20 protein-coding genes are annotated in these 21349 nt (G+C 67.0%); 12 read left to right on the top strand and 8 right to left on the bottom strand.

Annotated features, from left to right (window positions below):
- Both feoB and PIGHUM_RS09530 read right to left on the bottom strand, forming a co-directional pair.
- Window positions 1-1848: a ferrous iron transporter B gene (feoB, locus tag PIGHUM_RS09535; protein WP_124079345.1), complete on the bottom strand. Its 1848-nt coding sequence runs from the start codon at window positions 1846-1848 to the stop codon at window positions 1-3.
- A gap of 11 nt (window positions 1849-1859) precedes the next feature.
- Window positions 1860-2111: a FeoA family protein gene (locus PIGHUM_RS09530; RefSeq protein WP_187697770.1), complete on the bottom strand. Its 252-nt coding sequence runs from the start codon at window positions 2109-2111 to the stop codon at window positions 1860-1862.
- A gap of 250 nt (window positions 2112-2361) precedes the next feature.
- Here PIGHUM_RS09530 and PIGHUM_RS09525 point away from each other — a divergent pair, with 250 nt between their 5' ends.
- The gene (locus PIGHUM_RS09525) at window positions 2362-2580 is read left to right on the top strand and encodes a hypothetical protein (RefSeq protein WP_124079344.1); all 219 of its coding nucleotides are present in this window, start codon (window positions 2362-2364) and stop codon (window positions 2578-2580) included.
- 74 nt (window positions 2581-2654) lie between these two features.
- Here PIGHUM_RS09525 and PIGHUM_RS09520 read toward each other — a convergent pair whose 3' ends face one another.
- The 5 genes from PIGHUM_RS09520 to PIGHUM_RS09500 form a co-directional block, all read right to left on the bottom strand.
- On the bottom strand, window positions 2655-3554 hold the full coding sequence (locus tag PIGHUM_RS09520) for a UDP-2,3-diacylglucosamine diphosphatase (RefSeq protein WP_425466706.1): 900 nt from the start codon (window positions 3552-3554) through the stop codon (window positions 2655-2657).
- A 64-nt stretch (window positions 3555-3618) separates the two neighbouring features.
- Window positions 3619-4533 (bottom strand): esterase/lipase family protein, encoded by a 915-nt coding sequence (locus PIGHUM_RS09515; protein WP_124079342.1) that lies wholly within the window; start codon window positions 4531-4533, stop codon window positions 3619-3621.
- The gene (locus tag PIGHUM_RS09510) at window positions 4530-5294 is read right to left on the bottom strand and encodes a tetratricopeptide repeat protein (protein ID WP_124079341.1); all 765 of its coding nucleotides are present in this window, start codon (window positions 5292-5294) and stop codon (window positions 4530-4532) included. The genes PIGHUM_RS09515 and PIGHUM_RS09510 overlap by 4 nt, the downstream gene beginning before the upstream one ends.
- Before the next feature lie 283 nt (window positions 5295-5577).
- A complete protein-coding gene (locus PIGHUM_RS09505; RefSeq protein ID WP_187697772.1) occupies window positions 5578-7788 on the bottom strand; it encodes a TonB-dependent receptor in 2211 nt (736 codons plus the stop codon).
- A 354-nt stretch (window positions 7789-8142) separates the two neighbouring features.
- Window positions 8143-8574, bottom strand: coding sequence for an RDD family protein (locus PIGHUM_RS09500; RefSeq protein WP_124079339.1), 432 nt, complete (start codon window positions 8572-8574; stop codon window positions 8143-8145).
- A 420-nt stretch (window positions 8575-8994) separates the two neighbouring features.
- Between PIGHUM_RS09500 and PIGHUM_RS09495 the strand changes: the two genes are divergently transcribed.
- The 3 genes from PIGHUM_RS09495 (at window position 8995) to ilvC (ending at window position 12404) form a co-directional block, all read left to right on the top strand.
- Window positions 8995-10716 carry an acetolactate synthase 3 catalytic subunit gene (locus PIGHUM_RS09495; RefSeq protein ID WP_124079338.1) on the top strand — a complete coding sequence of 574 codons (1722 nt, stop codon included), beginning with the start codon at window positions 8995-8997 and terminating at the stop codon, window positions 10714-10716.
- A 9-nt stretch (window positions 10717-10725) separates the two neighbouring features.
- Window positions 10726-11217 (top strand): acetolactate synthase small subunit, encoded by a 492-nt coding sequence (gene ilvN / locus PIGHUM_RS09490; protein WP_124079337.1) that lies wholly within the window; start codon window positions 10726-10728, stop codon window positions 11215-11217.
- Between the two features lie 170 nt (window positions 11218-11387).
- Window positions 11388-12404 carry a ketol-acid reductoisomerase gene (gene ilvC / locus PIGHUM_RS09485; protein WP_124079336.1) on the top strand — a complete coding sequence of 339 codons (1017 nt, stop codon included), beginning with the start codon at window positions 11388-11390 and terminating at the stop codon, window positions 12402-12404.
- Window positions 12405-12564: 160 nt separating this feature from the next.
- Here the strand turns inward: ilvC and PIGHUM_RS09480 are convergent, their stop codons facing one another.
- Window positions 12565-13473, bottom strand: a complete 909-nt coding sequence (locus PIGHUM_RS09480; protein WP_124079335.1) for a LysR family transcriptional regulator — start codon at window positions 13471-13473, stop codon at window positions 12565-12567.
- A 106-nt stretch (window positions 13474-13579) separates the two neighbouring features.
- Between PIGHUM_RS09480 and PIGHUM_RS09475 the strand changes: the two genes are divergently transcribed.
- The 8 genes from PIGHUM_RS09475 to PIGHUM_RS09440 all read left to right on the top strand — a co-directional run bounded on the left by PIGHUM_RS09475 (window position 13580) and on the right by PIGHUM_RS09440 (window position 21183).
- Entirely contained in the window at window positions 13580-14182 is a 603-nt protein-coding gene (locus PIGHUM_RS09475) for an amino acid synthesis family protein (RefSeq protein WP_124079334.1), read from the top strand.
- Window positions 14179-14976: an alpha/beta fold hydrolase gene (locus PIGHUM_RS09470; RefSeq protein ID WP_124079333.1), complete on the top strand. Its 798-nt coding sequence runs from the start codon at window positions 14179-14181 to the stop codon at window positions 14974-14976. Before PIGHUM_RS09475 ends, PIGHUM_RS09470 begins: the two co-directional genes overlap by 4 nt.
- 55 nt (window positions 14977-15031) lie before the next feature.
- Window positions 15032-16003 carry a tripartite tricarboxylate transporter substrate binding protein gene (locus tag PIGHUM_RS09465; RefSeq protein ID WP_124079332.1) on the top strand — a complete coding sequence of 324 codons (972 nt, stop codon included), beginning with the start codon at window positions 15032-15034 and terminating at the stop codon, window positions 16001-16003.
- 102 nt (window positions 16004-16105) lie between these two features.
- The gene (locus tag PIGHUM_RS09460; RefSeq protein WP_124079331.1) at window positions 16106-17320 is read left to right on the top strand and encodes a MarR family winged helix-turn-helix transcriptional regulator; all 1215 of its coding nucleotides are present in this window, start codon (window positions 16106-16108) and stop codon (window positions 17318-17320) included.
- A 270-nt stretch (window positions 17321-17590) separates the two neighbouring features.
- Window positions 17591-18658, top strand: a complete 1068-nt coding sequence (locus PIGHUM_RS09455) for an ABC transporter substrate-binding protein (RefSeq protein WP_124079330.1) — start codon at window positions 17591-17593, stop codon at window positions 18656-18658.
- Window positions 18659-18696: 38 nt separating this feature from the next.
- A complete protein-coding gene (locus PIGHUM_RS09450) occupies window positions 18697-19485 on the top strand; it encodes an ABC transporter ATP-binding protein (RefSeq protein WP_124079329.1) in 789 nt (262 codons plus the stop codon).
- Window positions 19482-20309 (top strand): ABC transporter permease, encoded by an 828-nt coding sequence (locus tag PIGHUM_RS09445; RefSeq protein WP_124079328.1) that lies wholly within the window; start codon window positions 19482-19484, stop codon window positions 20307-20309. Before PIGHUM_RS09450 ends, PIGHUM_RS09445 begins: the two co-directional genes overlap by 4 nt.
- Window positions 20302-21183 (top strand): ABC transporter permease, encoded by an 882-nt coding sequence (locus tag PIGHUM_RS09440; RefSeq protein ID WP_160142224.1) that lies wholly within the window; start codon window positions 20302-20304, stop codon window positions 21181-21183. The genes PIGHUM_RS09445 and PIGHUM_RS09440 overlap by 8 nt, the downstream gene beginning before the upstream one ends.
- Window positions 21184-21349: the final 166 nt, after the last annotated feature.

Below are 21349 nucleotides of genomic sequence, written 5' to 3'. Positions count from 1 at the left end.
TCATCCTAGCATCGACGTCACGTGGTACGTGATGAACGACGCGATGTAGGCCAGCGCGAACAGGTAGCCGGCCGCTATTGCCACCACTTTCCACGAACTGGTTTCGCGCCGGATGACGGCGAGCGTGGACAGGCACTGCGGCGCGAAGATGAACCATGCCAGCAGCGAGAACGCGGTGGCCAGCGGCCATTGCGCCGCGATCAGCGGGGTCAGCATGGTCGCGGCGGCATCGTCGTCGGCCGCCGACAAGGCATAGACCGTGGCGAGCGCGCTGACGGCGACTTCACGCGCGGCCAGGCCGGGAATCAGCGCGATCGAGATCTGCCAGTTGAATCCTATGGGCGCGAATATCGTTTGCAGGGATTCGCCGATGCGACCGGCAAAGCTGTATTCGATGGCCGGGCCCGTGGCCCCTTCGGGCGGGGCCGGGAAGGTAGACAGGAACCAGATCAGCACCGTCAGCGCCAGGATGATGCCGCCCACGCGCGTCAGGAAGATGCGGCCACGCTCCACCAGCCCCGTGGCGACGTCGCGCAGATGCGGGATGCGGTACGAGGGCAGTTCGAGCAGCAGCGAATGTTCGGTCTTGTCGCGCCGCAGCAGCTTCATGACCCAGGCCACCGCCAGCGCGCTGACGATGCCGGCCACGTACAGCACGAACAGCGTCACGCCCTGCAGATTGAAGATGCCCAGCACGGTCTGTTCGGGAATGAAGGCGCCGATCAGCAGCGTATAGACGGGCAGGCGGGCCGAGCAGGTCATCAGCGGCGCCACCAGGATGGTGGTCAGGCGGTCGCGCGGGTCCTGGATGGTGCGGGTGGCCATGATGCCGGGGATGGCGCAGGCGAAGCTGGACAGCAGCGGGATGAACGAGCGTCCGGTCAGCCCGGCGCCGACCATCATCCTGTCCAGCAGGAACGCCGCGCGCGGCAGGTAGCCGGATTCTTCCAGCAGCAGGATGAAGAAGAACAGGATCAGGATCTGCGGCAGGAACACCAGCACGCTGCCGGCGCCGGCGATGATGCCGTCCACCAGCAGGCTGTTGAGCAGCCCCTCCGGCAGGACCGCGCCGACCCATTCGCCGACGGCGGCGACGGAGGTCTCGATTCCCTCCATCACCGGCTCGGCCCACGAGAACACTGCCTGGAACATCAGGAACATGACCGTGGCCAGGATCAACAGGCCCAGCACCGGGTGCAGCAGCCAGCGGTCGAGCGCATCGTCGATGGCGGCGGTGCGGCGGGGCATGGTGACCGCCGCGCGCAGCAGGCGGTTGACCTCCTGGTGCAGGTCCGCATCGCCGGGCAGGGCGGACGGCGCGGCCGGCACGCCGCCGTCCAGGCGCGACAGCAACTGCGCGGCGCCGTCGCGCCGGACGGCGACGGTCTCGACCACGGGCATGCCCAGCGATTCCTGCAGCTTCGCGCGATCGACGTGGATGCCGCGGCGTTTGGCCGCATCCACCATGTTCAGCGCCAGCACCATCGGCAATCCCAGGCGCTGCAGCTCCAGGACGAGGTGCAGATGCAGGCGCAGGTTGGTGGCGTCCACCACCGCGATCACCAGGTCGGGGCGCGGCTCGCCCGGCAATCGGCCCAGACAGACGTCGCGCGTGATGGCCTCGTCGGGGCTGGCCGCGTGCAGGCTGTAGGCGCCGGGCAGGTCGAGCACGCTGACTTGCAGGCCGGAAGGCAGCGCCATGCGGCCTTCCTTGCGTTCCACGGTTACGCCGGCGTAGTTGGCGACCTTCTGGCGGCTGCCGGTCAGCAGGTTGAACAGCGCGGTCTTGCCGCAGTTGGGGTTGCCGACCAGGGCAACGCGCAGATTCGACAGGGATGTGGTGGACATGGGGATTCGAGTCAGGAAGCGGCTGCCGGTTCAACCAGGACGCGCGCGGCTTCGGAGCGGCGCAGGGCGAAACGCGTGAAGCCTATCTGGATCAGCAGCGGGTCGGCGCCGACCGGGCCCCGGGCCACGAGACGGATGCGCTCGCCGGCGACGAAGCCGAGATCGCGCAGCCGCAGGGCGATGGGATCGTCGGGCGTGACGTTTTCGACGGTCTGGACATCGGCTTCATGGCCAAAAGGTAGCTCGGTAAGAGGGATCGCCATGGGCTGGGCAGGTGAGAGAAGATGAAAACGATTACCAATTATAGTTATAGTTTTCCCGCAGATGCTGAAAATTGGGGACGCTGCAGTCCGCGCCATTCTCATGACAAGCGGTAAGGATTGCTACGCCGTTTCACACGCTACGGCCGAGCTCGGGAATATCGGATATCTTGCCTGCATCGCCGTTACATTTTCCGTGGCGTCCGGGTCGGACGCGGCATGCGGAGCGGTTTTCAAGGGGAAGGGGGAATACATGAAGGCATCCGTGATCGTCGGCATCGTTCTGATCGTGCTGGGCGTGGTGGCGCTCGGCTACAAGAGCTTTTCGTACACCTCGGAGGAAACGCTGTTGAAGGTCGGCCCGGTCGAGGCGACGGCCGATACCGAGAAAACGGTGCCCATCCCGACATGGGCAGGCATCGTGGCCATCGCGGCGGGCGCGGTCGTGATCGTGCTGGGCCGCCGCCGCTGAGCCGTTCCTGCGGGAGCGCCAAGGCGGGGTAATCGCGCGGTGCGCCGCATAGCCGGCGTGCGGCGCGCCGGCGCTCAAACGTCGGCCGTTTCCCTGGCCGTTTCCGCGGGCGGGGCCTCGCGCACCGGCGCCAGCGTAGAGGGCAGCGCCGGCAATTCCACCGGCCGCCTGCGGCGCACCGTCTTGGCCGGCGCGGCATCGCCGCCGCCGGCGAGCTGGGTCCAGTACACCAGGTGCAACTGGCCCGCATGGTCTTCCGCCAGCGCCGACAGGCTTTCTACCCAGTCGCCGTCGTTGCAGTAGAGCACGCCGTCGGCCATGCGGATCTCGGGCTTGTGGATGTGGCCGCAGACCACGCCGTCGTAGCCCTGTCGGCGCGCCTCGTTGATCAGCACGTTCTCGAAGTCGGTGATGAAGGCGACGGCGTTCTTCACCTTGTGTTTGAGATACTGCGACAGCGACCAATAATGCAGGCCGAGGCGGCGGCGCACCCGGTTCAGGTGCAGGTTCAGCCACAACGCGAAGGTGTAGAGGGTGTCGCCCAGGTGCGCCAGCCATTTGCTGTGCTGGATCACGCCGTCGAACTGGTCGCCGTGGGTCACCCAGAGCCGCCTGCCGTCGGCCGTGACGTGGACGGCGTCGTTGCGCACTTCGATGTCGCCGAAGGCATAGCCGATGAACTGGCGCGCGAATTCGTCATGGTTGCCGGGAATGAACACCACGCGCGTGCCCTTGCGCGCCTTGCGCAGCACCTTCTGCACCACGTCGTTGTGGGCTTGCGGCCAGTTCCACGTCTTGCGCAGCTGCCAGCCGTCGATGATGTCGCCGACCAGGTAGAGCGTCTCGGACTCGTTGTGCCGGAGGAAGTCGAGCAGGTGGCCGGCATTGCAGCCCGAGGTTCCCAGATGCAGGTCCGAGATCCAGATGGTGCGCCATTGGGTGGGGGGCGATGTCGTCACGCTGGCCAGGAGGATGTTGCCATGCCAGGAATGGAAACATGCCGGGATGACGTGTTTGTGACGTCGGCCGGCAGTGTGGTCAGGCCGCGTCGCCGGGGGCCGCGTACAGTTGTTCGAGCCGTTCGGCGAGGAAGGCGCGCACCGGCGGCGCATGCAGCATCGCCATGTGGCCGACGCGGGTGAACAGCCGTACCGACGAGGCGCCGGGCAGCACGGCGCGCGACGCCGGGCTGACGATGTTGTCATGGTGCGAGGCCACGCAGGTGAACCTGGCCGCCAGCGCGGGCCCCTCCGCGCCGCACAGCGTGGTCAGCCAGGCGCTGTCGGGAGCCATTTCGGTTGCGCAGACACCCCGCCCCAGGCACGCGTGCCAGGTCCCGCCGTGCGGCGTGCCCAGCGTGATGACGTGCCGGATCGGTGCCTCAGGCATGCTGCGCAGCGCCGCGCGCGCCGCCAGGCCACCCATGCTGTGGGCGATGACGGCCACTTGCGCGTGGCCGGTCTGCCGCGCCAGCGCCGCGGCCGCCGCGGCGACCTGGGGGCCGAATGCATCGATGCTGGCGCGCGGCGGTTCGAGGTCCACGGCGCCGACCGCCCAGCCGCGGCCGGCCAGCCAGGTATCGAGATCCCGCCAGACGCCGCGATTGCAGCCGTAGCCATGCACCAGCAGCACCGCGCCGCGTGTGCGGGGAGGCTGGCGCGTGGTCCAGCGCTGGCGCCAGGGCATGTCCAGGTACATGTTGCGCATCGAGAGCAGGGCTTCGGCGGGAATCGCGGCGAGCCAGCCGCGCGGGGCCGGCGTGCCCGCGCGGTCGGCGCAGCGCTTGGCGAGCAGGAAGCCCGAGGCGACGATGAGCGCGTGGTTCAGCACCGCGAGCGCGAGCGCCGCCAAGAGCGCGGCGGGCCATGGCAGCCAGGCCGTCAACGCCCACGCCGTCAGCCCGACCAGCGCCGCCACGCCCAGCGTGAAGCGGCGCATGGCCCACGCCATCATGCGAAGGCGCCTCGCGCAAGCGCCTGCCGGCGCAATTCGTGCGCCTTGGCGCGCAGGCGGTCGTCGCCGCTTTCAGCCAGGAAACTCGCGGCCTTGGCGAGAAAGGCCGCCGTGGCCGTATCCGGAATGCGGTCCAGCCAGGGCAGCGCGGCATCGATTTCGCCGCGCTCGATCAACAGCCGGGCGATGTTGAACTGGCCGCGGAAATCGCCGCCTTCGGCCGCGCGCAGATAGTATGCGTAGGCCTGTTCCTTGTCGGCCGGCAAGCCGCCCCAGCCGTCCTCGTGGAAGCCGCCGAGGATGTTGATGGATTTGGCGTGCCCCAGCCCGGCGGCGCGCTCGAACCACGCGAGCGCTTCCTGCCGGTCGGCTTGCACGCCTTCGCCCAGCGCCAGCGCGGTGGCATGGTTGTACATGCCCCAGTCCAGCCCCCGCTGGGCCGCGAGACGGTACCAGTAGGCAGCCAGCACCAGGTTCTGCGCCACGCCCCAGCCGTGGCGGTGGCACTGGCCCAGCATGTTCATGGCCATGGCGTGATTGGCGTCGGAAGCGCGCTTGAACCAGTAGACCGCCTGTTCCGGATCCGCCGCCACGCCGTCGCCGTCGAGCAGCATCTGCGCATACACCGCCTGCGCTTCCACCACTCCCCCTTCCGCCGCCGTCCGCAACCAGGCCGCCGCGCGGTCCCGCGGCCCGCGCAAAATCTCGGCAAAGTCCTCGGCCGAAGCCGCGTTCAACTGCTGGGGGGAGATCGATGACATGGAACGATGCGGAAGAAAAAAATCGACAACCGGGAACGCCCCGGCCAACTTATCTTACTGTGCCCGAAGACACCAGCCATCAAGAAAACGAAAACCCGGCCCACCCCAAGGGATGACGCCGGGTTTCAAAGTGCTCTAACCCAGGAAGCGGTGGATCCGGCTTTGCCGGTCCACCCGCTTCGCCCCCGTGAGGGGGAGCGGCCGTAGGCCGCTTGGGGGCGGGCTTCCCTTCCGGTCCGCCAGTGCCGCCCCCTGGGGGGCGCGCGTAAGCGCGTAGGGGGGGTCAATACTTCAAGTTGAGGTTCAGGATCGCCACGCGGCCCGCGCCCACCGACGCGTAGTGCGTCGAGTAAGTCGTGGTGAAGTAGCGCTTGTCGGTCAGGTTCAGCAGGTTCAGCTGCAGGCTGACGTTGCGGTTGATCCGGTAGGCGGCCATTGCGTCGAAGCGGGTGTAGCCCGGGATGTAGCGGCGCACTGTCGTGGTCGATGAAGAGTTCGAACCGTATTGCTTGCTGGAGATGAACATGCCGCCGCCGATCGAGAAATCGCTGTTGATGGCGTAGGTGGTCCACAGCGTGGCAGTGTGCTTGGGCGTGTTGGGGAATTCCTGGCCGCGCGCGGCGGCGGTATCCCTGCCCTGGTCGCGGATCTCGCTATCCAGGAACGTGTAGCCGCCGAACACTTGCCAAGCCTTGGTGATGTTGCCCGAGGCGCCGACTTCGAAGCCGTTGATCCGGCGATTGCCGGCCATGGCGTAGGTGCCGTCGGGCTGCGTCACGCGCGCGTTGGTGGTGTCGATGCGGAAGATCGCGCCGGACAGCGCCAGACGGTTCTCCAGCACGTTCCACTTGGTCCCCAGCTCGAGCGTGCGGTTCTTTTCCGGAGCCATGTCCTGAGCGTTGACGCCCACGCCGCCGCGGCCCGGGGTAAGGCCCTGCGACTCGGAGCCTTGGCCCAGCGTCGAGTTGGCCGGCGTGGAGGACGTGCCGTACGACAGGTAGACGCTGCCGTTCTGCGCGGGCTTGTAGATCATGCCGAGCTGGTAGTTGAACAGCGTGTCGCTGCGGCCCACGTCGGCGGTCGGGCTGACCAGGCCGGTCTTGTAGTTGTCCACGCGCAGGCCGACGTTGGTCAGCCACTTGTCGGTCCATTTGATGGTGTCGAAACCATAGACCGAGAACGAGGTCGCCTTGAAGTGATTGTTGCGGTCGCCTTCGACCACGGAACCGGCCCACGGGTCGTTGGGGTTGGGATTGTAGAGGTCCGTGCAGTTGTAGCCGGATGCCGCGCCCGTGCCGGCGGCGCAAGTCGCAGCTCCGTTGTTGTTGGGACTCGGCAAGGTGCGGTCCACGGTGTACGAGCCGGTGTCGGATTTCTCGCGCGAGATCTCGATGCCGGTGTTGAAGCTGTGCTCGTAGCCGCCGAGGTTCGCCTTGCCGAACAGCTCGGTCTGGTTGGCGATGGTGTGGACGCCGCCGGTGCGCGATTTCGCGCTGCGCCAGACGCGGCCGTCGTTCACATTGCCCTGGCTGTCGTCGGGGTTGGTCCAGATGTAGCGCTGGTCCACGGAGGTGTAGCGCAGCGTGTTGCGCACCGTCAGGTTGCTGCTGATGTCGTGTTCGACGCGCGCGGTGGCGACGTCGGAACGCGTCTTGTAGAAATCGCTCGCCAGGCCATAGAAGTTGTCCATGTTGACGGTAACCGGCCGGATCTGGGTGGTGCCCGCCGGGAACTTGTTGCCGTACATGAACGGAATGCCGGAGTCGGGCGTATCGTCGGTCTGGACGTGCGAATAGCTCAGCGTGACGCGGGTGGGCGTGTTCAGGCCCCAGATGAACGACGGCGCGATGCCCCAGCGCGACACGTCGACGGAATCGCGGCCGGCCACGTCGGCGTCGTGCGCCATGGCGTTCAGGCGGAAGGCCATGGTGTCGCCCAGCAGCCAGTTGCTGTCGACGGTGGCGCGCTTGTAGTTGTCGGTGCCCAGGCCCAGGCTGGCGTTGGTGAAGCGCTCGGCCTTGGGAGCCTTGGTGATCAGGTTGATGCTGCCGCCGGCGCCGCCCCGGCCGCCGTAGGCGCCATCCGGGCCTTTGGTGACTTCGATCTGTTCCAGGTTGAACACTTCGCGGACGGTGGCGCCGATGTCGCGCATGCCGTCGATGTAGGTGCTCGACTGTGCGTCGTAGCCGCGGATGAACGGCCGGTCGCCCAGCGGGTTGCCGCCTTCGCCGGCGCCGAACGAAATGCCCGGCGTCAGGCGCAGTGCTTCGGTCAGCGTGGTGGAGGCCGTGTTCTCGATGATTTCCTGGGGAATCACGGTGACGGTCTTGGGCGTATCGACCAGCGGCGCGGTGAATTTCTGCGAGGCGGAGCTGTCGGCCTTGTACGGCGTGTCGTTGTCGCCGCGCACCGTGATGGGCGCGAGCTGCCCGCTGGTGTGCGGCGCGTCGGCCGACGTGGCGCTCTGCGCCTGGGCCTGCAAGGCAGGCATCATGGCCAGCGCGCCGCCAATGGCGGCCGCCAGCGTATTGAACCGGAATGGGTTCGCTTGATTCACCGTAAATCCCCCGAGGGCAGGTGTGCTGCCCGGTCTGTATGAATAAATCCAAAGCGGATGGGGCGGGCCCATCGTCAGGAATCGAGATGCGAACCTAATAGAGAACGATTCGCATTACCTTCGGGTGTGAAGAATAAATGTGATCGCTGACAAAAAGCTGAACGTGTTGCCGTATTCGGGAAATACGCAACAAACAGCGTGCGACCGGCGGCGGGCGTCGGAAAAGGGACGCATGGAAGGGGGCTCGGGCGCGCGGCCCGTATCCCGCCGGGTTCGGCGGGCCGAGGGGCGTCAGCGCGTGGATACCAGGCGCGTGCCCAGCAGCCTGTCTTGGGGGAACTGGCGGTCGCGGTCGAAGAAGCTCCACAGGAAGCCGAAGCCGGTCAGCGTGAACGGCCAGGCCAGCACGTAGCGCACGATGGCCTTCCAGACCGGCGGGCGGCCGCCGTTGCCGTCGGTGAGCCGGATGTTCCAGGTCTTCATGGGCAGGGTCTGGCCGCCCAGGCGCCAGCACAGCACGAAATAGGCGCCGATCACGAAGAACAGCCAGGCCTGGCGCTCGTGGCGCAGCATCAGCGCGTGCTTGCTCTGGGTCAGCGTGTCGAACAGGTAGTCGGCCACGAAGACCACGCCGAACAGCAGGATGGCCTCGTACAGCATGCAGGCGAAGCGGCGCCAGCGGCCGGGCGTGGCGGGAGGAGGGGAAGGAGGGCTCGCGTTCATGGGGGGCTACGATAACCCGGCTGTCCCGCGCGCAAGGGCGCGCCGGCACGCAGTGCGGGAAAACACCAGGCCAGGCCGGTTTGTTGACCGCACTGCAACATGTCTGCTAACCTCGCGGGCTAGCCGAAAGTCATACCAAAGCCGACGGCAGAGCGTAGTCTGACGCCGTCACCCTTCGGCGCCATTTCTTGCAGTAAACAGCCCGAGCCCGCGCCAAAAGCGTCCGGTCTTGGCCTTCCGTTTCAACCTTCAGTGCTCGTTCCGGTGAACGTGCGCGAAATCGGCAGGGTGGGCGAGCGGAGCGGTTCCGTGAACCGTGATGCGTCGCCGCATGTTGCCGGTATCCGCGCAGGTTTGGTTTCCCTGCCAGTGGCAGTACCGCCCGGGGCGTCAGCGCGAACTTGAATGGACGAAAATCCAATGGAACTCACAGGCGCCGAAATCGTCGTGCGCGCCCTTGCCGATGAGGGAGTCGAACATGTGTTCGGTTATCCCGGCGGCTCGGTGCTCTACATCTACGACGAGATCTTCAAGCAAGACCGATTCAAGCACATCCTGGTGCGTCACGAGCAAGCTGCCGTGCACGCGGCGGACGCGTATTCGCGCGTATCCGATCGCGTCGGCGTGGCGCTGGTGACCAGCGGCCCGGGCGTGACCAACGCGGTGACGGGCATCGCCACCGCCTACATGGACTCCATCCCGATGGTGGTGCTGACCGGGCAGGTGCCCACGTCGGCCATCGGCCAGGATGCCTTCCAGGAAGCCGATACGGTCGGCATTACGCGGCCGTGCGTCAAGCACAACTTCCTGGTCAAGGACGTCAAGGACCTCGCGGACGTCATCCGCAAAGCCTTCTACATCGCCCGCACCGGCCGTCCCGGCCCGGTGCTGGTCGATATTCCCAAAGACATCACGATCGCCCGCTGCAAGTACACGCCGCCCGCGGGCGAGATCAAGATGCGCTCGTACTCGCCGGTCGTGAAGGGCCACCAGGGCCAGATCAAGAAGGCGGTGCAGCTGCTGCTGCAGGCCGAGCGCCCGATGATCTACACCGGCGGCGGCGTGGTGCTGTCCGATGCCGCGCCCGAGCTGACCCGGCTCGTGCAGCTGCTGGACGTGCCCTGCACCAACACGCTGATGGGCCTGGGCGCGCTCCCGGCCGACGACCGCCGCTTCGTGGGCATGCCCGGCATGCACGGCACCTACGAAGCCAACATGGCCATGCAGCACTGCGACGTGCTGGTGGCCATCGGCGCGCGCTTCGACGACCGCGTGATCGGCAATCCCAAGCACTTCGCGCAGAACGCCCGCAAGATCGTCCACATCGACATCGATCCCTCGTCGATCTCCAAGCGCGTCAAGGTGGACGTGCCCATCGTGGGCGACGTCAAGGACGTGCTGCAGGATCTGATCGTGCACGTCGAGGCCGCGCTCAAGGAAACCCGCCGCGCGCCCGAGCAGACCGCCGCGTGGTGGAAGCAGATCGGCGCCTGGCGCGAGCGCGAGTGCCTGAAGTACAAGGGTTCGGACGAAGTCATCAAGCCGCAGTTCGTGATCGAAAAGCTGTGCGAGGTCACCCGCGGCGAGGCCTTCGTGACTTCCGACGTGGGCCAGCACCAGATGTGGGCCGCGCAGTACTACCGCTTCAACAAGCCGCGCCGCTGGGTCAATTCCGGAGGCCTGGGCACGATGGGCGTGGGCCTGCCGTACGCCATGGGCGTGCAGATGATCCATCCGGACGCCGACATCGCCGTCATCACCGGCGAAGGGTCGATCCAGATGAACATCCAGGAACTGTCGACCTGCCACCAGTACCGGCTCAGCCCCAAGATCCTGTGCCTGAACAACCGCTACCTGGGCATGGTGCGCCAGTGGCAGCAGATCGACTACGGTTCGCGCTATGCCGAGTCCTATATGGATTCGCTGCCCGACTTCGTCAAGCTGGCCGAGGCCTACGGCCACGTGGGCATGCGCATCGACAAGCCGGCCGACGTGGAGGGCGCGCTGCGCGAGGCCTTCACGACGCACAAGAACCGCCTGGTGTTCCTGGACATCATCACGGACCGCACCGAGAACGTGTGGCCCATGGTGAAGGCCGGCAAGGGCCTGACCGAGATGCTGCTCGGTTCGGAAGATCTCTAAGGAGCACACATGCGACACATCATATCCGTGCTTCTGGAGAACGAAGCAGGCGCCTTGTCCCGCGTGGTGGGGCTGTTCTCGGCCCGCGGCTACAACATCGAGACGCTGACCGTCGCCCCGACCGAGGACGCCACGCTGTCGCGCATGACCGTCGTCACCTCGGGCTCGGACGACGTCATCGAGCAGATCACCAAGCACCTCAACCGGCTGGTCGAGGTGGTCAAGGTGGTCGATCTCACCGAGGCTCCCCACATCGAGCGCGAACTGATGCTGATCAAGGTTCGCGCGGTCGGCAAGGAGCGCGAGGAAATGAAGCGGATGGTCGATATTTTCCGCGGCCATATCGTCGACGTGACCGACAAGTCCTATACGGTCGAACTGACCGGCGACAAGAGCAAGCTGGACGCGTTCATCGAAGCGCTGGACCGCGCCAGCATCCTGGAAACGGTCCGCACCGGCAGCAGCGGCGTGGGTCGGGGTGAACGCGTACTGAAAATATAGCCCCCCCCTACGCGCTGACGCGCGCCCCCCAGGGGGCGGCACTGGCGGACCGGCGGAGCCGGATCCGCTGTGCCCTGGGCCCCAGAGGTTCTTGGGGCCGAGTGGGGTGGACGGTAGTGTTTGAGTATTGAATTCGAATATCGATATTGAATGGATTTTGGAGAAACCCTATGAAAGTTTTCTACGATAAAGACTGCGATCTGTCGCTGATCAAGGGCAAGACCGTCGCGATCATCGGCTATGGTTCGCAAGGCCATGCCCATGCCCAGAACCTGAACGATTCCGGCGTGAAGGTCGTGGTCGGCCTGCGCAAGGGCGGCGCGTCGTGGGACAAGGCGGCCAATGCCGGCCTGACGGTCAAGGAAGTGAACGAGGCGGTGAAGGACGCCGACGTGGTCATGATCCTGCTGCCCGACGAGAACATCGCCAAGGTCTATGCCGAGAACGTCGGCCCGAACATGAAGAAGGGCGCGGTGCTGGCCTTCGCCCACGGCTTCAACGTCCACTACGGCGCCGTCGTGCCCCGTGAAGACATCGACGTCATCATGGTCGCGCCCAAGGCCCCCGGCCACACCGTGCGCGGCACCTACACCCAGGGCGGCGGCGTGCCCCACCTGGTGGCCGTGCACCAGGACAAGTCCGGCTCCGCCCGCGACATCGCCCTGTCGTACGCCATGGCCAACGGCGGCGGCCGTGCCGGCATCATCGAGACCAACTTCCGCGAAGAGACCGAGACCGACCTGTTCGGCGAACAAGCCGTGCTGTGCGGCGGCACCGTCGAACTGATCAAGGCCGGCTTCGAAACGCTGGTGGAAGCCGGCTACGCGCCCGAGATGGCCTACTTCGAGTGCCTGCACGAGCTCAAGCTGATCGTCGACCTGATCTACGAAGGCGGCATCGCCAACATGAACTACTCGATCTCGAACAACGCGGAATACGGCGAATACGTCACCGGCCCGCGCATCGTGACCGAAGACACCAAGAACGCCATGCGCGCCGTCCTGAAGGACATCCAGACCGGCGAATACGCCAAGAGCTTCCTGCTGGAGAACATGGCCGGCGCCCCGACCCTCAAGTCGCGCCGCCGCCTGACGGCCGAGCACGACATCGAACAAGTCGGCGGCAAGCTGCGCGACATGATGCCGTGGATCCGCAAGAACAAGCTGGTGGATCAAAGCAAAAATTAAGCCCCCCCGTACGCGCTTACGCGCGCCCCCCAGGGGGCGGCACTGGCGGACCGGCGGAGCCGGATCCGCTGTGCCCTGGGTGTGAATCTGGGTGCGGTGGCATGAAGGCCCTCACGTTTTGGCGTGGGGGCTTTTTGTTTTTGTGACGGTCAGACCGTGGCTAGACGATGAGTTCGCCGCTCTTGTCCGTAGCGAGTTCCCGCATCAGCTCGACCAGCAGGTCGAACATGTGCCGGGCGGCGGGGGAGAGGCTTTGGCCGGGGCGGGTGACCAGGCCGACGGTGCGGGCGATGACGGAGGAGCGCAGGCGCACGAAGGCCAGTTTGTGCCGGCGCGCGGGGCGGGCCAGGACGGGGAGGATGGTGATGCCCAGGCCCGAACGGACGCTGGCGATGAGCGAGGTCCGGTTGGTGATGGTCATGTCCGGGTCGCTGACCCAGGCGGGGATGCCGGGGTGGCGCAAGGCCTCGAAGGTGGCGTTGCCGATCAGGCGTTCGCCGGCCAAGGCGCTCCATTCGACCGGGGTGCGCGCGCGGGCGAGGGGATGGCCGGCGGGGCAGATGATGCCGAATTCGTCGCGGGCGATAGGCAGGAAGTCCAGGCGCGGTTCGTCGGCCAGCAGGCCGGCGATGCCTATGTCCACTTCGCCGCTCAGCACCAGCTGGCGCACCGCCTGCGACGGGATATCCACGGCGCGCAGGCGCACCTTGGGAAAATCCCGCGTGTAGCGGGCGAGGATGTCGGGCAGCCACTCATCGGCCAGCGAAGGCATGACGGCCAGCGCGACCGCGCCGCGGCGGGCATGCGCGAGTTCGTGGGCTTCCGTGCGGATGCGGTCGTGCACGGCCAGCAGTTCGCGGAACAGCGGCAGCAGGCTCATGCCGAGCGGCGTGGGGCGCGCGCGTTTGCCAGGTTCGAACAGGGCGCCGCCTACCTGGCGCTCCAGGTCGTCCATGGCGGCCGAGACGGCGGCTTGCGAGCGGAAGGTGGCATGGGCCGCTGCCTGGAAACTGCCGTGATCGGCGGTGGCGACGAATTGCCGCAGGTGCTGGATCTTGAACGCTTCCATGCCGGCCTCGGCCTTTTTAATTCGGAATTACCGAATTTTATTTCCACTAATTTAGCTTGGCAAAAATTTCGGACGGCGTGAGCATAGGTCCATCCAAGGAGGACGTATGACGCTGGAAGTCCGTAAAGTCGTTTCGTACATCGAAGAAACGCGCATCGAAGGCGGGCGCGCCGTGCCGCGGCCGCTGCTGATGGTGCTGTGCGCCGCGGTGGTGAAGAATCCCTGGGCGGGCCGGCCATTCCAGGAGGACTTGCGGTCCGAGATCATGGAGTTGGCGCCGCCGCTGGGCGAGCTGCTGGTGGCGCGGGTGCTGGGCCATGTCGGCTCGGGGGAACGCGTCGAGGCCTATGGCAAGGCGGCGGTGGCGGGAGCGAGCGGAGAAGTCGAGCATGCGTCCGCGCTGATCCACACGCTGCGCTTCGGTAACGCGTACCGCGACGCGGTATCCGGCACCAGCTACCTGAGCTTCACGAATACGCGCGGGCCGATGGGCTGCCCGATCGTCGTGCCGATGATGCATAAGAACGACGAAGGCATGCGCTCGCATTACCTGACCGTGCAGACCACGATTGCCGATGCGCCGGGGCCGGACGAGATCGTCGTCGCGCTGGGCGCCAGCGTGGGCGGACGGCCGCATGCGCGTATCGGCGACCGCTACCAGGACATGCGTGAAATGGGGCTGGCCGCTCCCGGAGCGGGCGCAAAGTGAGCGGGCGCACGCGGATCGAGCGCAGCGGGACGGGCCCGCAAGTAGTGCTGATCCACGGCGTGGGCCTGGACCTGCGCATGTGGGACGCGCTCGAGCGGGAAATCGGCGGCCGCTGCGAACTCGTGCGCTACGACATGCTGGGCCACGGCGGCACGCCGCTGGAGGCGCACGAGCCCGACCTGGATTGCTATGTGGAGCAACTGGGCAAGGTGCTCGACGCCGAGGGGCTGAGCCGGCCATGCATCGTCGGGTATTCGATGGGCGGGCTGGTCGCGGGACGGTTTGCCGCCCTGCATCCGGAGCGCGTGGACCGGCTGGTGCTCATGAGCACCGTCTTCCGGCGCAGCGAGGAGGAACGCCAGGCGGTGCGCGCGCGGCTGCGCCAGGCCGAATCGGGCCATGCCGCGGCCAACGCCGAGGTTTCGCTGGCGCGCTGGTTCTCGCCCGAGTTCGCGGCCGCCCATCCTGCCGCGGTGGCGGTGGTCAGGCACAGACTGCTGTCCAATCGCCGCGAGGATTTTCTCGCCGCCTATCGCGTGTTCGCGACGGCGGACGAGGCGCTGCCGCAGGCGGCGTCCGCCATCCGGTGTCCGACGCTGGTGATGACCGGAGAGCAGGACAGCGGATCCACGGCCCGCATGGCCAGGGAGCTGTCGCAGGCGGTTGCGCACGCCGCGCTGCATATCGAACCCGGGCAGAAGCACATGCTGCCGGTCGAGGCCGCGCGTGCAGTGGCCGGCATGCTGGCGCGTTTTGCCGGCGCGGACGAAGCGGCGCAGCCGCTGCGGGCTTGAGCGCGGGCGGCGCTTCGGGCCGCCCGCGGAATGATCAAAAGCAAGGAGACGAATGATGGAACGCAGGCAAATGCTGGCGGCGCTGACCGCCCTGGCTTCATCGGCTTGGCTGGGCGCGGCGCGCGCGCAGGGCGCATCCAATGTGCCGCTGCACGTGATCGTGCCTTTTCCTCCGGGCGGAGGAACCGACGTGCTGGGACGCGCAATCGGCGCCCGGCTCGAAAAGGTGCTGGGGCGGCCGGTCGTGGTCGAGAACAAGCCGGGGGCCAGCGGCATCGTCGGCGCCGAGTATGTGGCCAACGCCGACCGGCAGGGCAACACCATGCTGTTCTCCGGGCTGGTGCCGTCGGTCCGCTATTACAGCCGGCCGCTCTCCCAGCTCGGCAGCGAGCTTGCGCCGGTTTGCATGATTGCACGCTCGCCCTATCTTGTCGCTGTCAACCCCGGCGTGCCGGCCGCCAACCTGCGCGAACTCGTGGAGCTGGCCAAGCGCAAGCCCGGCTCGCTGAGCTTCGGCTCGCCGGGCAATGCGACGCCGCAGCACCTGGCGACGGAACGCTTTCGCTCCGAGGCGGGCATCGAACTGCTGCACGTGCCGTACCGCGGCACGGGCCCGATGATGACGGACCTGATGGGCGGGCAGATCCAACTGGTGTTCGCAACCGTGGCGGCGGCCGAGCAATACGTGAAGTCCGGCCGCCTGCGCGCGCTGGCGGTCACCAGCGCCGAGCGGCTGGAGCGGCTGCCCGACGTGCCGACCGCGGCGGAGGCGGGCATGCCGGGCTTCGAGGCCGAGATCGCCTTCGGCACCTATGTCGCGGCCGGCACGCCGGCCGCGGCGGTGGGGCTGCTCAATCGCGCCGTCAACCAGGCGCTGACCGATGCGGACGTGCGCGGAAAGCTGGTGGAGCAGGGCTTTATTCCCGTGGGCGGGACGCCCGAGCAACTCGGGAAAAGCCTGCTCGCCGAAGTGCGCGCGGTGAGCGAGCTGGTGCGTTCCGGCAAGGTGCGCATCGACGCGCCATGAGGAAGGGAAGCGGCGGGGAAGTGGAGACTGCGTTGTTCGTTTGGCTAGGTGATTACGGAATTTGTACGGTATTATCTCGTACATAACCCGACAGGATCCGGCATGGCCAAAACAGAACGGTTTGAGATGCGGCTCGACGAGGCTTCCGCAGCCGCCATCGATGCCTGGCGCGATGCCCATATGGCGGGGGCGTCCCGCGCCCAGGCCATACGCATGCTGATCGAGCGTGGGCTGGGCGGCGCGGCGGCCGCGGGCGGCCCTCGGTTCAGCGACGGCGAGAAAACGCTGATGGCCTTCATGGGCGACCTGTTCCGCCATCTGGGGGCGTCGTCCGCGCGGGTGGACGCGGTATGCCGGGGGTTCGCCACCGGCAACCACTGGGCCGCCGACCTCGAAATGGGAGCGCTCTACAGCCAGGCGTCGTCCAACGCTTCGCCCGAGGATGCGCGTTTCGTAATGGCGGTGCTGGAGATGTGGGAGGTGTTCGAGGCCGCCTACGACGGGTTCTCCGACGTGCAGCGCGCCTATGTGCTGGGCCTGCCCGGCGCGGGCGCGCGGCGCGGCCGGGAGGCCCCCGAGCCGCGCATGCCGGGTTTCGACGCCGTGCACGAACCCGAGTTGGTCCGTATCGCCGAATTCCTGGTGCGCGAAATGCGCAGGTTCGAGCGTTTCTCCCGGCGCAGCCTGGTGGCGGCCCATGGCGGCGCGCGGCGCGACCACCAGGCGCGCCTGCAGTTCTACGAACGGTTGCGGCCTGCCCTGGCCGGCCGCCAGCCGTCCCCCGACGAGGTCCGTGAATTCCTGCGGGTGTGCCCGTCGCCGGGCGCGGGCCGGGACGCCTTGGCCGAACGGCCGGCGGAGGCGCCGGTCCGGGGTTTCTCCTTCCAGCGTTTCGGCCTCCTGGCGCCGCGCATCAATGCCCTGAGCCGGGTGCTGACCCGCAGCGCCGTGCAATTCGCGCGCTCGGAGTACGGGCTGTCCCAGGTGGAGTGGTTGACGGTGACCTTGCTGGGGGCGTTCCAGCCGGTCTCCATCGGCGAGCTGGCCTATCACGCGATGCTGGATGCGGGCCAGATGAGCCGGGCGGTATCGGCCTTGACCAAGCGCGGCTTCGTGGTGCGCGAGCGCAGCGAGCAGGACAGCCGGGAGGCGGTGCTCACGTTGACGCCCGAAGGCGAAGCCATGCGCCACCGGTTGGCCGAGGCGGCCGCGGCCCGCAACCGGCACGTCGTCGGCGGGCTTGCGGAAGAGGAGCTTTCGCGTGTCTATGCCCGGTTGGACGGGTTCATCGCGCGGGCCCGGCAATTGGTGGAGTAGAAATCGCCCTGGAATATATGACTTGTTCATATTTAAAAGGCGAAATTTCCCGGTTGTGGTGCATGCTTTATGAGGGTTTGTGCCTCGAAATAGCGTTAAGGCACTGAAAAATCACATTTTTTTCATGCTGGATACGGGAAAACGATAGCCCTTTAATATTTGACTGTATCAAGTAAAAAGCCGGAGAATGCTTCCACGGATGACGTGTGCGGTGGGTGTGCCGGAAGGTAGGCCCGCGTTGCGTCCCGCCTCATAACAGGAGCATTCGCGATGCACGATTTCACCCCAGGTTCGTTCGTCCGCAGGGCCGGCGCGCTGTCCCGTTTCGCGGTGCGCGGCATGCTCGGCCTTGCCGTGGCGGCGTGCGCCGGCCAGGCGGCCGCGGCCGGCGCCAATGCCGACGCATGCGCTGCCGTCGACCTCTCGGCAGCGCCGGCCAAGCCGGTTCCCATCCGCTACGGCACTACCGGCGGCGGCGAAGAACCGCTGGCGCTGCTGTGGGCCGACAAGGCCGCCTATCCCAACAACGGCAAGTTCTACTCGCTGGAAGTCACCGAGTTCACCTCCACCGACCGCATGACCGCCTTCCAGGCCGGGCAGATCGATGCCGGCACCATCAGCTTTCCCGCGCTGGTGACGGCGGTGCACGTGGGCATCGACGCGCGCGCCGTCGCCGCGCTGATCCAGGTCAACAAAGAAGACAACGAAGGAGCCTTCGCCGCGCTGGACAGCAGCAACATCCGCGACATCAAGGATTTCAAGGGCAAGAAGGTCGGCTACTACGGCCCCAACACGATCAGCGAATACTGGGTCAAGAGCGCGCTGCGGCGCGCCGGCATGAAGCCCAACGACGTCTCTTTCGTCTCACTGCCGCCGCCGGCCCAGGAGCAGGCCTTGCGCAACGGCCAGATCGACGTTGCCTGGCTGGCGCGCCAGTTCCTGTTCAAGGCCACGTCCACGGGCGGCGTCCAGACCATCATGACGCCTTTCGAGGCCACCGGCGGGCAGAACCAGCCCAGCCTGCTGATCTTCTTCTCGCCCAAGTTCATACAGGCGAATCCGCAGGCCTACTGCGCCTGGCGCAAGGACTACCAGCAGGCCCTGTCGAACTGGAGCGCCAACCGCGAGGCGGCTTATCCCAAGCTGATCGCCGCCAAGTACGTGACGCCGTTCTCGGCCAAGGCGGGCGCGGACGGCGGCCGCAGCGAAGGGGGCGTGATCCCGCTGGCCGAGCTCGACGCGACCATGAAAGACATGGCCGCGGCCCGCTTCATGCCGCCGGCCATGGTCCAGCCCGCCGCCAAGCTCGTGATGCCGGGCTATTCGCTGGTGAAGTAGCCCACCGCCTACCCGCTGCGCGGGCCCAAGGAGTTCTCTTGCTACAAGTCAAACACGTGACGAAGACGTTTCGTCGCGGCAAACACATCGTCAACGCCCTGGCGGCGGTCGACCTGACCGTCAGCAAAGGGGAGTTCCTGACCATCCTGGGCCCCAGCGGCTGCGGCAAGACGACCTTGCTGCACATGCTGGGAGGCTTCGAGTTTCCCACCACGGGTTCGGTGGAGATCGAGGGCAAGCCCATCGCCGGCCCGGGACGCGACCGCGGCATGGTGTTCCAGGAGGCCATGCTGTTTCCGTGGCGCACGGCGCGGGCCAACGTGGCCTGGCCGCTGGAAGTGGCCGGCACGCCGTGGCGCCAGGCCCATGCCCGCGCCGACGAATTGCTGGCGATGGTGGGGCTGGAGCGTTTCGGCAATGCCTACCCCGGCGAATTGTCGGGCGGCATGCGCCAGCGCGCCGCGCTGGCCCGGACACTGGCGATGGAGCCCAGCGTGCTGCTGATGGACGAGCCTTTCGGCGCGCTCGATGCGCAGACGCGCGAAGTCATGCAGGAAGAATTGACGCGGCTGTGGCAGACCTCGGGCCTGACCGTGGTGTTCATCACGCACGACATCAACGAAGCCATTTTCCTGGGCGACCGGGTCGTGGTGATGGGCGCCTCGCCCGGCCGCGTGGTCGAGGATTGCGTCATCGAACTGGAACGCCCGCGTTCGTCGGAAACCAAGGCCGATCCGCGCATCCTGGCCTATCGTTCGCATCTGTGGGAAGTGCTGCGCCGCGAATCGGCCAAGAGCGCGCCGGCGATGGCGGGAGCCGGGCAATGAGCACCTCCGGCAGCATGGCCGCGCAGTTGATGCGCAAGCAGTCTTTCCTGGGGGCCGCGCGCGAGCAGACCTGGCTGATCTCGACGGCGTTCACCGTGTTCGTCCTGGCGGCCTGGGAAGGCCTGGCAATGGCCGGCGTCCTGCCCGAGTACATCTACGGGCCGGTCGAGATCGCCGCGGCCTTCGTGGCGCTGGCCCGCAGCGGCGACCTGGCCGCGCAGACCGGACCCAGCCTCTATCGCGCCCTCAGCGGTTTTTTCATCGGCAGCGCGATCGGCGTGATGCTGGGATTGCTCGCCGGCGTGTCCCGGGTGTTCCGGGACCTGTTCGACCTGACGCAGTCCTTCACCCATCCCATCCCCAAGATCGCGCTGTTCCCCGCCATCGCCGTGCTGCTCGGCTTCACCGACAAGTCGCGCATCCTGGTGATCGCCATCAGCGCCTTCTACCCGTCCTACCTGAACGCCATGAACGGCGCGCTCGGCATCAATGCGCGCCTGCTCTGGGTGGCGCGCAACGTCGGCGCGTCCAAGCTGCGCAGCTTCTTCCAGGTGGTGGTGCCGGCGGCGATGCCGCGCGCGCTGGTGGGCGTGCGCATCAGCCTGATGATTTCCTTCGTGCTGATGGTCGCCACCGAAGTGGTGGGGCATTCCAACGGTCTGGGCGCGGGGCTGATGCAGGCCTACCGGGACGGCGAGTACGGCGCGATGTACGCCGGCATCGTGGCGGTGGCGCTGTGCGGCGTCGTGGCCAATGCGGTGCTGCAACTGGTCGCGCGCGGCCTCGGCGTCGGCCGTCACTCGGGAGGAGCGAGCCATGGCTAGGATGAAAGCCCCTTCCTACGCGCTGACGCGCGCGCCCCAGGGGACTCTACCTACGGACCGGCAAAGCCGGATCCGCGGTGCCCAGGATCGGGCAGCGCACGGTCGTGTGCTGTCGGCGCTCCTGCTGTCCGGCCCGGTGCTCAAGGCGCTCGGCCTGGCCGCGGTGCTGGGTGCCTGGCAGCTCTACGCCACCCTCAACGGCACGCGGCTGACGCCCGGCCTGGAGGTGATCGGAGCGAGCTTCATGCAGATGCTGGAAGACGGCGAATTGCTGGAGCACGCGGCCTCCACGCTGACGCGCGGCTTCGCCGGCCTGGCGATCTCGTTCCTGGTGGCGGGCCTGCTGGGCTTCATCGCCGCGCGCAGCTGGGTGGTGGATGCGGCGCTCGGGCCTTTCGTGACCTTCGGTTATCCGGTGCCCAAGCTGGCGCTCTATCCGGTCATCATCCTGCTGCTCGGGCTGGGAGCCGGTTCGCGCATCGCGCAGGTGGCGCTGGAGTGCTTCTTCCCGATCTTCGTGCACTGCTATGCCGGCGCCCGCGCCGTCGCGCCGAAGATGGAGTGGCTGGCGCGCAATACCGGCGCCGGACGCTGGCGGCTGCTCAAGGACGTGATCATGCCGAGCGCGCTGCCCTTCGTGTTCACCGGCCTTCGCGTGGCGGTGCCCATCATGCTGATCGTCATGACCGTGACCGAATTCATCGGCGACTCGCAAGGACTGGGCTACCTGATCGCGCGCTCCGCTTCGTATTTCGACACCGCCTCGGCATTCGCCGTCGTCGCCACCCTGGGCGCGATCGGCTTCGTCAGCGACCGCATCGTCGTCAAGCTGCGCAGCCGCGTCGTGTTCTGGGAGAAAGGCGCCTCGCTCTAACCGTCCGCCTCTGACCATTTCGTTTTTTTCACACCCAAGCTTTCATAAACAAATCCCCGTCCCCGACCCTGGGCGCCGCGGATCCGGCTTCGCCGGTCCGCAAGCAGAGCCCCCTCGAGGGGGCCCGCGTGAGCGGGTAGGGGTGGGCTTCCCCTCGGAGCAACAT

It is taken from the genome of Pigmentiphaga humi (assembly GCF_900606115.1).
Taxonomy (GTDB): Bacteria; Pseudomonadota; Gammaproteobacteria; order Burkholderiales; family Burkholderiaceae_B; genus Pigmentiphaga; species Pigmentiphaga humi.
The sequence above is the reverse complement of the archived record's forward strand: the minus strand, read 5'-3'. Positions and strand labels throughout refer to the sequence as shown.

What these genes read in the sequence shown, in the direction of transcription:
- ilvN (WP_124079337.1), top strand. Translation starts at nt 10,726, where the DNA reads ATGCGACACATCATATCCGTGCTTCTGGAGAACGAAGCAGGCGCCTTG.
- PIGHUM_RS09500 (WP_124079339.1), bottom strand. Translation starts at nt 8,574, where the DNA reads ATGAACGCGAGCCCTCCTTCCCCTCCTCCCGCCACGCCCGGCCGCTGG.
- PIGHUM_RS09465 (WP_124079332.1), top strand. Translation starts at nt 15,032, where the DNA reads ATGGAACGCAGGCAAATGCTGGCGGCGCTGACCGCCCTGGCTTCATCG.
- PIGHUM_RS09445 (WP_124079328.1), top strand. Translation starts at nt 19,482, where the DNA reads ATGAGCACCTCCGGCAGCATGGCCGCGCAGTTGATGCGCAAGCAGTCT.
- PIGHUM_RS09510 (WP_124079341.1), bottom strand. Translation starts at nt 5,294, where the DNA reads ATGTCATCGATCTCCCCCCAGCAGTTGAACGCGGCTTCGGCCGAGGAC.
- PIGHUM_RS09495 (WP_124079338.1), top strand. Translation starts at nt 8,995, where the DNA reads ATGGAACTCACAGGCGCCGAAATCGTCGTGCGCGCCCTTGCCGATGAG.
- PIGHUM_RS09455 (WP_124079330.1), top strand. Translation starts at nt 17,591, where the DNA reads ATGCACGATTTCACCCCAGGTTCGTTCGTCCGCAGGGCCGGCGCGCTG.
- PIGHUM_RS09525 (WP_124079344.1), top strand. Translation starts at nt 2,362, where the DNA reads ATGAAGGCATCCGTGATCGTCGGCATCGTTCTGATCGTGCTGGGCGTG.
- PIGHUM_RS09475 (WP_124079334.1), top strand. Translation starts at nt 13,580, where the DNA reads ATGACGCTGGAAGTCCGTAAAGTCGTTTCGTACATCGAAGAAACGCGC.
- PIGHUM_RS09515 (WP_124079342.1), bottom strand. Translation starts at nt 4,533, where the DNA reads ATGATGGCGTGGGCCATGCGCCGCTTCACGCTGGGCGTGGCGGCGCTG.
- PIGHUM_RS09480 (WP_124079335.1), bottom strand. Translation starts at nt 13,473, where the DNA reads ATGGAAGCGTTCAAGATCCAGCACCTGCGGCAATTCGTCGCCACCGCC.
- feoB (WP_124079345.1), bottom strand. Translation starts at nt 1,848, where the DNA reads ATGTCCACCACATCCCTGTCGAATCTGCGCGTTGCCCTGGTCGGCAAC.
- PIGHUM_RS09460 (WP_124079331.1), top strand. Translation starts at nt 16,106, where the DNA reads ATGGCCAAAACAGAACGGTTTGAGATGCGGCTCGACGAGGCTTCCGCA.
- PIGHUM_RS09505 (WP_187697772.1), bottom strand. Translation starts at nt 7,788, where the DNA reads ATGATGCCTGCCTTGCAGGCCCAGGCGCAGAGCGCCACGTCGGCCGAC.
- PIGHUM_RS09530 (WP_187697770.1), bottom strand. Translation starts at nt 2,111, where the DNA reads ATGGCGATCCCTCTTACCGAGCTACCTTTTGGCCATGAAGCCGATGTC.
- PIGHUM_RS09440 (WP_160142224.1), top strand. Translation starts at nt 20,302, where the DNA reads ATGGCTAGGATGAAAGCCCCTTCCTACGCGCTGACGCGCGCGCCCCAG.
- ilvC (WP_124079336.1), top strand. Translation starts at nt 11,388, where the DNA reads ATGAAAGTTTTCTACGATAAAGACTGCGATCTGTCGCTGATCAAGGGC.